Below are 11,641 nucleotides of genomic sequence, written 5' to 3'. Positions count from 1 at the left end.
TTATTCCGCAGAACCCCACAGGTAACCCCTGTGGGGTTTTGTCTTTGTGGCGCCGCAGTGGTCGTGTGATACCGCCGGGCCGCATCCAATGAAAAATCCCTCGCAGGAAGAGTCCTGCGAGGGATTTGCTATTGCGATATGGATGACTGGACGCCCATCCATGGGGCGAGGCACGTGTACTTGCGGGAAAACTAGAAGTCGTAGCGCAGGTTCAGGAAGGCGCTGCGCGGCGCTCCCCAGGTATAGAACATGCCCCAACCCGCCATGCCGTTGACGCTGGCGTAGTACTTCTTGTCCAGGACATTGTTGACGTTCAGGCTGGCCGACCAGTGCCGGTCGAAACGATAACGTGCCATCAGGTCAAATACCCAATAGGCCGGTTGCTCCAGGCGCGCATAGCTGTCGGCGACAGTCGAGCTCTGCCAGCGGGCGGCCGCGCCCAAGGCGAGGCCTGCCAAATCGTTCTTGAATTGGTAGTTGGTTGCGAGCTTGAACTGGTGCCGCGGTGCATTGCTGTTGTTCAAGCTACTGTTGTTCATGACGTAACCCGCCTGAACTTGCCATCCGGGACTCAATTCGCCGGTCAGCTCCACTTCGTAGCCGTGCTCCATGGCGCCGTCGACATTGCGGTACGCGTCATTGCCCGTCGGGGTCAGGCCGCCGGTAGCTTCGTAGGTATTCTCCCAACGCTTCCAGAAATAAGCCGCGCTGAAGTTGAGGCGCCCTTCGAGAAATTCGCTCTTCAATCCGGTTTCGTAAGTGGTTCCTTTTTGAGGGGCCAATACTTGACCTTGTTCGTTCTGCACGGACACTGGTTGGAACACGCTGGCGTAGCTGGCGTAGGCGGACAAATCCCGGCTGAGGTCGTAGACGATCCCCGCGTAGGGTGTCACGACGCCGCTTTCGTGCTGGTCATTGCGATCCAGGTAGTGCGTGCCCCGCACGATTGATGGTTCCCGGTAGGTATAGTCATAGTCCGAGATCCGGGTGCCGAGGATCAACTTCAGATCATCGGCGGCGTTGATCCGGCCGGTCACGTAGTAGCCGCGCCGGATGGTTTTGCTGTGATGGCCTCGGGACCATCGCCATTCGCTCTCGGCGGGCCTGGGAAAGCCGGCGCCGCCGTCATGCTCATAGTAGTGTTCGCTGGAATAAAGGGTGGAGGGCGAAAAATCCACCGGATTTTCGCGCGCCATATCGTATGTATTCTTGGAGAAGTCGTAGCCGAATACGAGTTCGTGTTTGCGGCCGAATAGCTTGATATCGCCGGAAAACTGCAAGCCGACGTTCTGCACGGTGTCTTCCTGGTCCGTGAATCTGCTGATGTATGCGTTCGTGGGCGTGGCGAGTTGTGCGTTGACCCAGTTCGGAATGCGGGCTTGCTGATGGTTCAGGGAGACCCTGGCTCGCCAGTCGTCGGAGATGCGATGTTCCAACGAGGACGCGGCGGTCAGCACGCGCTGCGTGTATCCCGACCAGGCGGGAGCGGGGTTATACGAACGCCGCCGAATTTCTTCCGGGTTGCCTTCGGCGTCGTAGGCGCGCACGCCCATCCAGCCGGCGCCGCCCTGGTTCTCCACCGTCTTGTAGCTGAGGCTGGCGCTGAGCAGCGTCGAAGGCGTGACGTCCCAATCGACGATGCCGTAGATCAAGGTATTGCGATTGCTGGCGCGATCGCGGAACGAGTCGCCGTCCTTGTAGCTGGCGACCAGGCGGCCGCGGACCGTGCCGCCGTCATTCAAGGGGCCACCGACGTCGATGTCGCCGCGATGGGTATTCCAGCTGCCGGCGCTGAGGTTCATGTGCGCCTGAAGCTCGCTGGTCGGCCTTTTGCGGATCATGTTGATGGTGGCGGTCGGATAGCCGTCGCCTTGCAGCAGGCCGGCCGAACCCTTGAGTATCTCGATGCGGTCCATATCGGCGGTGTCGTCGCCGGACAGCCCAATCGCAGTAGGAGCTCCGGAGGCAAGCGCCATCTGGCTCACCCGCATGCCGTCGATCTGGAAGTTGTTGATTTCACCGCCTCGCGCATAGAAGCGGATGGAATCGCCATATCGTTCGACGTAGACGCCCGGGGTTTGATCCAGAACCTGCGCGACGGTCTGCAGATTGAAGTCGTCCATCCGCTGGCGTGTCATGACCGTGATGGATTGCGGCGTTTCACGCAGGGTCAGGTCCAGACCGGTGGCGGTGGCGCTGGGGCCGGCGGTTGAATAGGAGCCCGTGCCTTCGGTGACCGAGTCCAGCTGGGAGCCTTCCACGCTGACCGGCGCCAGAGTGGATATTCCGGGTGCGCTGGCGGGTGTTGGCCGGACGGTCAGCGTGCCGTCGGGCGCCACGGCTAGTTCCAGGCCGCTATTCGACAGGGCGCGGCCGGCCGCTAGCCTGAGAGTCAGCGCTCCGGAAACGGCCGGGGCCATCTTGCCTGCGACCAGGGTCGGGGAGTAAGAGATGACCGCGCCGCCGATCCGGGCAATCTTGGTCAGTGCGGCGTCCAGTGGTCCAGGGGCCAAGTCGTATTGGCGCACATCGTCAGATGGCTGGGCGTGGGCGCCGACGGGCGCGATGACCATTGCCGCGGCTACCGTAGTGGCGGCCGGGATCCTGAAGGAAAACATGGAACAACTCCGATAATGCGTATGCACGCGTTCCATGTATGTGCAACGGCACCGCCAAAAAAACACCTGTGGCCAGAAAAATTCTTGAAATGGCGGTGGATCTTCAGGCCCGGGCTGTGGCGACGTCGATCATGACGTACCACTGTGCGAAACGTCGAAGGGTGATCGGAACCGTATGGCGCAATGCTTCCAGCGCGCGCTCGGTATCGTCCAGCGGAAATAATCCGGATATGCGCAGGCGGCCGGCGGCGGGCGAGACTCGTATCCATCCGGGTCGATAGCGCGACAGTGCATCGGCGACGCGATGCAGGGGTTCGTCGTGGACTTCCAGCAGGCCGTCGCGCCAGGAGGCGACATGAGCCTGGTCTTCGCGCGAGGATGCTACCTGGCTGGCGTCGAACCAAGCCCCTTGGCCGCGGGTCAAGCGCCGCTGAATGCCGTTACGTGTGATGATTTCGGTGTCACCAGCCAGCGACACGCAGAAGCTGCGCTCGGATTCACATTGAAGTAGCGCACGCCCGTCCTGGAGTTGGATTTCGCCGTGCGCGGTGAGCACGCGCAGAGGCTGGCGCGGCGTGGAAACACCATCACCGGGCATGTCGTGGAGACTGACCGTTTCGAAGATAGCCGCGCCGGCTTTCATGCGCACGATGCGCCGTCCCGCCGAGAAGTCGATGTTGGCGGCACTGCGAGCATCGAGCTCCATCAAGCTGCCATCGGGCAGCGTGATGCGGCGCCGCTGTCCCGTGCCTGTGACGAACTCCGCCGCAAGATGGCGCAGCGGTACATAGCGATCGGTCCAGGCGACGCCGGCCAGCACGACGCCCCCAGTCAATAGCATCCGGCCCAGACGCCGTCGCTGGACGTCCTGCGGGCGAACCAGGGACTGGCGCAGTGGACTGGTTGCGGCCAGCAGCGAACGGTCGATCCGGTGCAGCGCAATGTCGAGCGCTGAACTCAGATGGCGCCACGCATCGCGATGCAGAGGATCGGCCGCCAGCCAGGCGTCGAAGGCGCTGCGGTCGGAGTCCGTGGCCTCGCCGCCGGACAGGTTCAATTGCCATTCGATAGCGGCTTCGCGCGCTGCGTTTCGGCGAGCGGCGGTGTCGTTTGACGTCATGCCTCGAAAACCTCGCAGCAGCGGCGCAGCGCCTGGGCGATGTACTTGCGCACCATGGTGGGCGACACTTTCAGCCTGCCGGCGATTTCGGCATGGGTCATGCCATCCAGCTGGCTGTAGAGGAAGGCCATGCGGGCTTTGGCGGACAGGCCGTCCACGATGGCGTCCAGCGCTTGCAGCGCCTGCAGCGTCTGGACACGGCTTTCCGCCGACGGTTCCACAGCCTCTGGCTGGCTACGCAACATGTCCAGCCAGGTCTTTTCCAATTCGCGGCGGCGCCACAGGCGCCAGGTGATGCGCCGGGCAATGGTGATCAACATGGCGCGGGGTTCGTTCAATTGATGCAGCGCGGGGGCTTGCAGCAATTGCGCGAAAGTCTCGCTGGCTACGTCCTGCGCGTCCTCGCGGTTGCGCAGCCCGTCGCGCAACCGGCGTTCCAGCCAAGAATGGTCATCTTTGTAGATGCAGGAAAGCCGGGCATTTCTAGCCAGATGCGAGTCCACGGAGCGCCAAATAATGAAACGGGAATCATTATCAATTATTACATGATTTCATGCACGGCGGCGAATCGTCGTGGATCAGGAGGGCGATGCCGCGAACTGCGTCAATGCCTTTGAGGCCGGGCGTTCAGCGGAGAGTGCGGCGCAAGGCGGCGAAAAAAAGTTCGGATTGCAGGCGTTCGCCTTGAACTTGCGCGGCGACCTTTGCCGCCAGTTCGGCGTTGACCGGAAGCAGCCGGCGGCCGGTGGATTGCGCCAGCACCTGGGCGGTACAGGCGCGCTCCAGGAAAAACAGATCGTCGTAGGCATAGTCCAGCCGTTCGCCGCAGACGACGACTCCGTGGTTACCCAGGAACACCACGTCCGCGCCCTGCATTGCGTGGGCGATGCGTTCGCCTTCGCTGACATCCAGCGCCAGGCCGTTGTAGTGCTGGTCGATGGCCAGGCGGCCGTGAAAGCGCATGGCGTTCTGAGAGAGCGTGGTGTCCAGCGCGCGATCGGAGGTGAGGGTCAAGGCCGTGGCGTAGGGCATATGCGTGTGCAGCACACAGGCTTTGCCGGCGATGCGGTGGATGGCGGCATGGATGAACATGGCCGTGGGTTCGACCGCATGGCGGCCCGCGAGCTTGTTGCCTTGGGCGTCGATCAGCACGATGTCGTCCGCCTGCACTTCATGCCACATCAGTCCGCGGGGATTGAGCAGGAAATGCTCCGGATCGCCGGGCAGCGCCACGCTGAAGTGATTGCAGACGCCTTCCCCCAAGCCGTGCGCCGCCGCAGCCCGCAATGCGAGCGCGAGGTCGGCGCGCAATGCCGCGACAGGTTCCGAGTGGAAGAGCGCTTCAGCGCGGCGAGGGTCGTGGTTCATGTCTGCCTTTTCTAATGTCTGGATTGGGGAAGGGCGGGTCCGAAAACGCCGGCCAGGATCAGTACAGGTCGCCGTCTACGTAGAACCACTGGCCGCCTTCGCGCACGAAGCGGCTGAGTTCGTGCAGGCGATGGGCGCGGCCGGCCTGGCGGCTGCGGGCAACGAATTCCACGGTGGCGTGCTCGGGGTCCTGGCCGCCTGTCCGTTTGATCGCCAGTCCCAACCATTTCAGGTCGGGCGGATTGGGTTCAAGCGACGCGGGACGGGTGCTGGGGTGCCAGGTCGCCAACAGGTAGGGCAGCTGATCCAGCACGAAAGCGCTGTAGCGCGAACGCATCAGCGCCTCGGCGGTGGGCGCCTGCATGGCCTGCGGGCCTTCATGCCAACGGCCGCAGCATTCGGAATAGGGCTTCGGGCCGCCACAGGGACAGGCCGTAGCCTGGAGCTTGGATTGCTTGGTCACGGTGCGGAACGCCGAAGACGCTCAGGCCAGCAGGTCGCTGTATGCGGGATGCCGGCGGATGTAGGCATCGGCATACGAGCATAAGGGCCTCACCTTCCAACCCCGGGCGCGCGCGTCGTCCAGCGCGTACTGGGTCAAGGCCGCGGCGATGCCGCGGCCGCCCACCTGGCTAGGCACGCCGGTGTGTGTGATCGCCATGGTGTCGCCCTGCAGTTGGTAGTCGAGCACGCACAGGACGCCGTCGACGGTGGCGGTGTAGCGGGAAAGGGCGTTGTCATGCGTTACGGAAATCATACGGAGGAATCCTGCAATGTCGCGGGCCGACAGTGTTGCCGGCCGGCTTCGAAGGTTATGAAGGGTCTCTGACCCGTTGCGGGCCGTCGCCGGTTCAGCGTTGCAGCGCTTTCAGCAGCGCGGTGAGCTGCGCATCACGCGTCTGGACCAGGTCGGCGATGCTGCGCTCGCCAGCTTCGGCGTTAACGCCCGCGATCAGGCGTTGCTGCAGTTCAGGCGTGACTGCCGGCGCGCCCAGGTCGTCCCACCAGGTCTGCACCGGACCCAGCAGATGGTCCATGAAATTGGCCAGCCCGCCCGCGCCGCCGCCCAGGTTGAAGGTCATGTGTGGGCCGAACAATGCCCAGCGCAGGCCCGGACCTTGCGACACGGCGGCATCGATGTCGGCCACGCTGGCCACGTTCTCGGCCGCCAGGTGTATCGCTTCGCGCCATAGGGCCGCCTGCAGGCGGTTGGCGATGTGGCCCGGCACTTCCTTGTTCAGGCGGATGGGGTATTTGCCCAGGCCGCGGTAGAAAGCGATGCAGCGGTCGATGGTGTCGGCCGAGGTCTGTGCGCCGCCCACCACCTCGACCAGCGGAATCAGGTGCGGTGGATTGAACGGATGGCCGATGACGAAGCGCGCGGCATGGCGGCACTGCGATTGCAGGCGGCTCATGATGAGGCCGGACGAGCTCGACGCGACGATGACATGCGCAGGCAGCACGGCGTCCATGCGCGCGAACAGCGCGGTTTTGAAGTCTTCGCGCTCGGGTGCGTTTTCCTGCACGAAGTCCACGCCGGCCAGCGCGGCTTCCAGGTCCGGTTCGAAGCGCAGGCCTGCGGCCGAGGCGCCGGGCAGCACGTGTCCGAGCTCCGCCAGCACCGGCCATGCTGCCTGCACGCGGGCGCGCGTCAGCGGCTCGGCGTCGGCGGCGGGATCGCTGACGACGACCTCGAGGCCGCGGGCGAGGAACAAGGCGGCCCAACTGGCGCCTATGGTGCCGGCGCCGACGATGGCGACTCGGCGGATGGCGGGCGGGTTGGACGTGGCAGTGCTGGACATGCGGGTCTCCTTTGAGCGCGGATAGGAGCATTGTGAAGCAAACGGGTGCCCCTTGCCACGCGCGGACGGGGCGGGCAGGATAGTGGCTTCCTTCTACGTTCTGAATCCCCGGGGTCCCGCATGAATGCGACGCCAGCCCATCGATCCGCCGTGCCGTACTTTTGCCAATGGGAGTCGGCGCACCTGGCCAGCGAGATCATCCAGGGCAAGCTGACGCTGGCCGATGACCCGGCCTGGCGCGGCTCGGGCGCGCGCGATGTGGACGAGTATGCGCGCTGGGCCAGCCACGTCTGCGGTATGGCCTGCCTGAAGATGGTGCTGGCGGCCCGCGATGGCCGGCATTACTCCACGCTGGAACTGGCGCGGCGCAGCCTGCCCTACGGCGCCTATACCGTGGAAGGCGAGCAGATCAAGGGAATGGTCTATGCGCCGTTCGTGCGTTACGTGGACGAAGTGTTCGGCCTGGAGGCGCGGGTGCATGTTGGTCTGCGCACGGACGAACTGCATGGATTGATGACGCAGGGCGACTACTTCATGGCGTCCGTGCATCCCTGGATACGCTGGCCCGACCGCCAGCCGCCGAGAAAAGGGGGGCACCTGGTGCTGGTGACCCGCGCTACGCCGGACTCGGTGACCTTCCACAATCCTTCGGGCGAGCCCGGCACCCAGGCCGACGTGGAATTGCCGCTGGCCGTGTTCGACGAGTTCTTTGCGGGACGCGGCGTAGCCATACTCGCGGCCGCCTGGGCGGGGCAAGGGCAACCGGTCTGATCCCAGTGGCTGCCATCGTGCCGTCGTGCCGGCGGTCAGGCGTTGCGGGCGCGGCGCAGATGCCGCCCCACCAGCGCAACCGCAGCCAGATAGCTTGCGCCGATGATGCTGTAGGCCGCGGGCAGGCTGGCGTGCCAGTCCGGCAGCAGATGCAGGATGGTGCCCATCAGTGCGACCCCGACCAGGGCGCCGGATTGGCGGTTGGCATTTAACGCCGCGGCGGCGCTGTTCGCGTGGCTCTTGCCCGACACCTGCATGACCACGCTGGTCATGGCGGGCACGGCGATGCCCACGCCCAGATTGGACAGCGCGACGGCGACGGCAAACGGCCAGTAGGCCATGTCCGGGGAGAAAGCAAAAATACCCGCGCTGCTCATGACGGCGGCCAGCGACAAGCCGCCCAGCAGCGCCGTCGACACGTTCCAGCGCGCCGAGATCCGGCTCGATATCAGGTTGCCGATGGAGAAGACGGCCAGCATCGGCACCAGTTGCAGCCCCGTCTGCAGGGCGTCCGCGCCGCGCGCCTGTTGCAGGAACAGGCTGAGCAGGAAGAGTTGGCCGTAGGAGGCAAGGTTGATCAGGAAGCCCACGCTGTTGGCGGCTGCGAACTGCGCGGTCGCGAACAGGGCGCGCGGAATGATGGGTTCGGCGTGGCGGCGTTCGCGCAGCACCAGCAGCACGGCGGCGACCAGGCATAGGGCGGCCATGCCCAGGATGCGGCTGGAGGACCAGCCATAGGCATTGCCCTGGATCAGCACGAAGCACAGTGACGACAGCGCGATCACGCCCAGCAGGTGGCTTAGCGGATTGAGCGCGCGCGGCCGGCGCGGGGCCGCCAGGATCCGGTTGCGCGCCAGCCACAGCCCGGCCAGTCCGAGCGGGATGTTGATGAGAAAGATGCCGCGCCAGCCGAACTGGTGGATCAATACGCCGCCCAACAGGGGGCCGGCCGCGCCCGCGACCGCCACGATGGCGGACCAGGCGGCCAGCATGCGGTTGCGCACCTGCTCGTCATCGTAGGCATGGGTCAACAGGCTGAGGGAGCTGGGCATGAACAGGGCCGCGCCCAGGCCTTGCAGCATGCGGGCCAGGATCAGCATGTCGGCGTTGGGCGCCAGCCCGCAGAGCAGGGACGCCAGGGTGAAGACGGCCAGGCCGGCCAGGTAGACGGTCTTGGCGCCATAGCGGTCGGCCAGCGCTCCCGCCACCAGCAGCAGCGCTGCGAAGGTGAGGGTGTAGCCGTCCACGATCCAGACCAGGTCCGTCAGCGGAACGGTGAACTGCAGCGCGATGCTGGGTAGGGCGACGTTGACGACGGTGACGTCCAGCATGGCCATGACGAAGCCGATGGCCAGCGTGACGAGCGGCAGCAGGCCAGCGGCGCCTGGCTTGGCGTCCAGCGAGGGGACCGGGATATTGGGACAGGCGGAGTTCATGATTGGAGGCGTGCGGCGGCTTTCAAGGACTGCAGCTTAGGCGTTTTGATTGATGCAAAAAAGCCAAATAATTGCTTTATAGTCATGCAAAAATGCATCTACGGAAGACTGCCATGGATTGGGACAACGCCAGGATCTTCCTGGCCATCTATCGGGTAGGCACGCTGCGCGGCGCGGCGGCGCTGCTGCAGGTCGATCAGGCCACGGCCGGGCGCAGGCTGGCGGCGCTGGAAGCCTCGTTGGACGCGCGGCTGTTCCTGCGCACGCCAGGTGGATACGTCCCCACGGCCGCGGGCGAGCTGGCGTTTACGGCGGCGGAGCGCATGGAGCAGGCGGCGGATCAGTTGCAGCGGCAGATGCAGGGACTGGACCACCGGCTGTCGGGCGTAGTCCGCGTGGCGACCTCGGAAACCGTTGCCAGTTACTACATCATGGAGGCGATCCGGCGCGTGCACGCCCATCATCCCGACATCCGCGTCACGCTGTCCACGGCGATCCAGCTCAGCAACCTGACGCGCCGCGAGGCGGATCTGGCGATCCGCAACATCAGGCCGGACAATCCCGACCTGATCCACCGGCATCTGGCGCGCAAGGAGGTCGGGCTATACGCTTCGCGGGCCTACCTGGAGACGCATGGCGAGCCGCGGCTGGGCACGGCATTCGCGGGGCATACGCTGGTGACCTACCAGCAGGCGGTGCTGCCGGGCTGGTCCGATACCTTCTGCGGCGAGCCCACGGGCAACGGGCGCATAGGCGTGGAGCTGAATTCCGGCCTGATGATCATCGAGGCGGTCGCGGCCGGGCTGGGCATAGGCCAGGTGCCGACGCACATGGCGCCACAGTACCCGGACCTGGTGCGTATCTGGCCGGCGCGCAGCGAACCCTATGACCTTTGGCTGGTGATGCACGGCGACCTGAACCGCACGGCCCGCGTGCGCGCCGTGGCCGACGCCATCGTCGAGGTCTTCGAAGAGGTCAACTAGGAGCGGGCCGGGACTGGGCGGCTTGTGGGCGGGCGCGGCTGGCGCTAAGGTTGGCCTGGTCCATCAATGCAATCATGAATCAGGAGTCGCGCGTGTCCGATCTTTGGCGTTTGTCCGCAGTTGAGCTTGCCGCCCGCATCCGCAAGCGTGAAGTGTCCGCCCGCGAGGCCGCGCAAAGCGCGCTGGGCCGGCTGGATGCCGTCAACCCGGCCATCAATGCCGTGGTGGACCACCGCCCGGAAGAGGTGCTGGCTCAAGCCGCGGCAGTGGATGCCATGCTTGCGCGCGGCGAAGACGCGGGACCGTTGGCCGGCGTGCCCGTCACCGTGAAGGTCAACGTGGATCAGGCGGGTTACGCCACGACCAACGGCGTGAGCCTGCAGAAGGATGTGATCGCGGCCGAGAACAGCCCGGTCGTGGACAATCTGCGGCGCGCGGGGGCCGTGATCCTGGGCCGCACCAACACGCCCGCGTTTTCCTTGCGCTGGTTCACCGGTAACGCGCTGCATGGTGACACGCTGAACCCGCGCAATCCGGCGCTCACCCCCGGCGGCTCGTCAGGCGGCGCGGCCGCCGCGGTGGCGGCCGGCATCGGACATCTGGCGCATGGCACCGATATCGCCGGGTCCATCCGCTATCCAGCCTATGCCTGCGGTGTGCACGGCTTGCGGCCATCGCTGGGACGCGTGGCGGCGTACAACGCGGCCTTGCCGGAGCGCTCCATCGGCGGGCAACTGACCGCGGTGTCCGGCCCCCTGGGACGCAGCATCGCCGACCTGAGGCTGGGCCTGGCTGCGCTGGCGGCGCGGGATCCGCGCGACCCGTGGTGGGTGCCCGCTCCCCTGGTGGGCCCCGAGGCGCCGCGCCGGGCGGCGCTGTGCCTGAATCCGGACGGAATGGATACCCAGCCCGCCGTGGTCAAGGCCTTGCAGGAAGCCGCGCGCCGGCTCAGCGAGGCAGGCTGGACGGTGGACACGCTGGATGCGGTGCCCCCGATGCAGGAGGCGGCGGATCTGCAGATCCGCATGTGGCTGGCCGACGGCTACGAAGCCATGGTCGCAGCCGCCGAAAAAGAGGGTGACCGTGGCGCTCTTGTTGCGCTGGCTGGCCAGCGCGACAAGGCTGCCGGCGCCGATCTCGCCAGTTTTTCGGCGACGCTGACGCGGCGCGCCACACTGACGCGCATGTGGGAACTGTTCTTCGCGGAATATCCGGTGCTGCTGCTTCCCGTGTCGGCCGAGCTGCCTTTCCCGGACAAGCTGGACCTGCAGGGCGATGCGGCCTACGCCCGAGTCTGGCGCGCGCAGATGACCCAAATAGGCGTGCCGTTCATGGGCCTGCCGGGCCTGTCGGTGGCGATGGGCAGCGCCATGAGCGGCGCGGGCGCCAGCCCGGTCGGTGTGCAGGTGGTGGCGGGGCGCTACCGCGAGGACTTGTGCCTGGACGTGGGCGCAATCATCGAAGCGGCCGCAGCTCCCATCGACATCGCCGAGCCCGCGGCCCGCTAGCGTGCCGCGTGTCCGCGGCGGGCGGAGTCAGGCAG

At 65.8% G+C, this 11,641-nt stretch carries 11 protein-coding genes; 3 read left to right on the top strand and 8 right to left on the bottom strand.

Annotated features, from left to right (window positions below; all coding sequences use genetic code 11):
* Nucleotides 1-191: 191 nt before the first annotated feature.
* The 7 genes from WBB14_RS21555 to WBB14_RS21525 all read right to left on the bottom strand — a co-directional run bounded on the left by WBB14_RS21555 (nucleotide 192) and on the right by WBB14_RS21525 (nucleotide 6,908).
* A complete protein-coding gene (locus WBB14_RS21555) occupies nucleotides 192-2,618 on the bottom strand; it encodes a TonB-dependent siderophore receptor (protein ID WP_424241635.1) in 2,427 nt (808 codons plus the stop codon).
* A gap of 103 nt (nucleotides 2,619-2,721) precedes the next feature.
* Nucleotides 2,722-3,738 carry a FecR family protein gene (locus WBB14_RS21550; RefSeq protein ID WP_424241634.1) on the bottom strand — a complete coding sequence of 339 codons (1,017 nt, stop codon included), beginning with the start codon at nucleotides 3,736-3,738 and terminating at the stop codon, nucleotides 2,722-2,724.
* Nucleotides 3,735-4,241, bottom strand: a complete 507-nt coding sequence (locus WBB14_RS21545; RefSeq protein WP_424241633.1) for a sigma-70 family RNA polymerase sigma factor — start codon at nucleotides 4,239-4,241, stop codon at nucleotides 3,735-3,737. The genes WBB14_RS21550 and WBB14_RS21545 overlap by 4 nt, the downstream gene beginning before the upstream one ends.
* A 124-nt stretch (nucleotides 4,242-4,365) precedes the next feature.
* The gene (locus WBB14_RS21540) at nucleotides 4,366-5,106 is read right to left on the bottom strand and encodes an aldolase (RefSeq protein ID WP_424241632.1); all 741 of its coding nucleotides are present in this window, start codon (nucleotides 5,104-5,106) and stop codon (nucleotides 4,366-4,368) included.
* Between the two features lie 58 nt (nucleotides 5,107-5,164).
* On the bottom strand, nucleotides 5,165-5,569 hold the full coding sequence (locus tag WBB14_RS21535) for a YchJ family protein (protein WP_424241631.1): 405 nt from the start codon (nucleotides 5,567-5,569) through the stop codon (nucleotides 5,165-5,167).
* A 21-nt stretch (nucleotides 5,570-5,590) separates the two neighbouring features.
* Nucleotides 5,591-5,863, bottom strand: a complete 273-nt coding sequence (locus WBB14_RS21530; protein WP_424241630.1) for a GNAT family N-acetyltransferase — start codon at nucleotides 5,861-5,863, stop codon at nucleotides 5,591-5,593.
* A 94-nt stretch (nucleotides 5,864-5,957) separates the two neighbouring features.
* Nucleotides 5,958-6,908, bottom strand: coding sequence for a 3-hydroxyacyl-CoA dehydrogenase NAD-binding domain-containing protein (locus WBB14_RS21525; protein ID WP_424241629.1), 951 nt, complete (start codon nucleotides 6,906-6,908; stop codon nucleotides 5,958-5,960).
* A 120-nt stretch (nucleotides 6,909-7,028) separates the two neighbouring features.
* On the opposite strand from WBB14_RS21525, the gene WBB14_RS21520 reads away from it, so the two are divergent.
* Nucleotides 7,029-7,679, top strand: a complete 651-nt coding sequence (locus tag WBB14_RS21520) for a hypothetical protein (RefSeq protein WP_424241628.1) — start codon at nucleotides 7,029-7,031, stop codon at nucleotides 7,677-7,679.
* Nucleotides 7,680-7,714: 35 nt separating this feature from the next.
* Here the strand turns inward: WBB14_RS21520 and WBB14_RS21515 are convergent, their stop codons facing one another.
* Nucleotides 7,715-9,115 (bottom strand): MFS transporter, encoded by a 1,401-nt coding sequence (locus WBB14_RS21515; RefSeq protein ID WP_424241627.1) that lies wholly within the window; start codon nucleotides 9,113-9,115, stop codon nucleotides 7,715-7,717.
* Nucleotides 9,116-9,228: 113 nt separating this feature from the next.
* Between WBB14_RS21515 and WBB14_RS21510 the strand changes: the two genes are divergently transcribed.
* Both WBB14_RS21510 and WBB14_RS21505 read left to right on the top strand, forming a co-directional pair.
* The gene (locus WBB14_RS21510; RefSeq protein ID WP_424241626.1) at nucleotides 9,229-10,098 is read left to right on the top strand and encodes a LysR family transcriptional regulator; all 870 of its coding nucleotides are present in this window, start codon (nucleotides 9,229-9,231) and stop codon (nucleotides 10,096-10,098) included.
* Between the two features lie 92 nt (nucleotides 10,099-10,190).
* Nucleotides 10,191-11,606, top strand: a complete 1,416-nt coding sequence (locus WBB14_RS21505; RefSeq protein WP_424241625.1) for an amidase family protein — start codon at nucleotides 10,191-10,193, stop codon at nucleotides 11,604-11,606.
* The last annotated feature ends 35 nt before the right edge of the window (nucleotides 11,607-11,641 follow it).

The organism is Achromobacter sp., from assembly GCF_049647645.1.
Lineage (GTDB): Bacteria > Pseudomonadota > Gammaproteobacteria > Burkholderiales > Burkholderiaceae_B > Achromobacter.
The sequence above is the reverse complement of the archived record's forward strand: the minus strand, read 5'-3'. Positions and strand labels throughout refer to the sequence as shown.

Excerpts from the sequence above, each read along its gene's own strand:
- WBB14_RS21555 (WP_424241635.1), bottom strand. The coding sequence starts at position 2,618 with ATGTTTTCCTTCAGGATCCCGGCCGCCACTACGGTAGCCGCGGCAATG.
- WBB14_RS21550 (WP_424241634.1), bottom strand. The coding sequence starts at position 3,738 with ATGACGTCAAACGACACCGCCGCTCGCCGAAACGCAGCGCGCGAAGCC.
- WBB14_RS21540 (WP_424241632.1), bottom strand. The coding sequence starts at position 5,106 with ATGAACCACGACCCTCGCCGCGCTGAAGCGCTCTTCCACTCGGAACCT.
- WBB14_RS21530 (WP_424241630.1), bottom strand. The coding sequence starts at position 5,863 with ATGATTTCCGTAACGCATGACAACGCCCTTTCCCGCTACACCGCCACC.
- WBB14_RS21525 (WP_424241629.1), bottom strand. The coding sequence starts at position 6,908 with ATGTCCAGCACTGCCACGTCCAACCCGCCCGCCATCCGCCGAGTCGCC.
- WBB14_RS21520 (WP_424241628.1), top strand. The coding sequence starts at position 7,029 with ATGAATGCGACGCCAGCCCATCGATCCGCCGTGCCGTACTTTTGCCAA.
- WBB14_RS21515 (WP_424241627.1), bottom strand. The coding sequence starts at position 9,115 with ATGAACTCCGCCTGTCCCAATATCCCGGTCCCCTCGCTGGACGCCAAG.
- WBB14_RS21510 (WP_424241626.1), top strand. The coding sequence starts at position 9,229 with ATGGATTGGGACAACGCCAGGATCTTCCTGGCCATCTATCGGGTAGGC.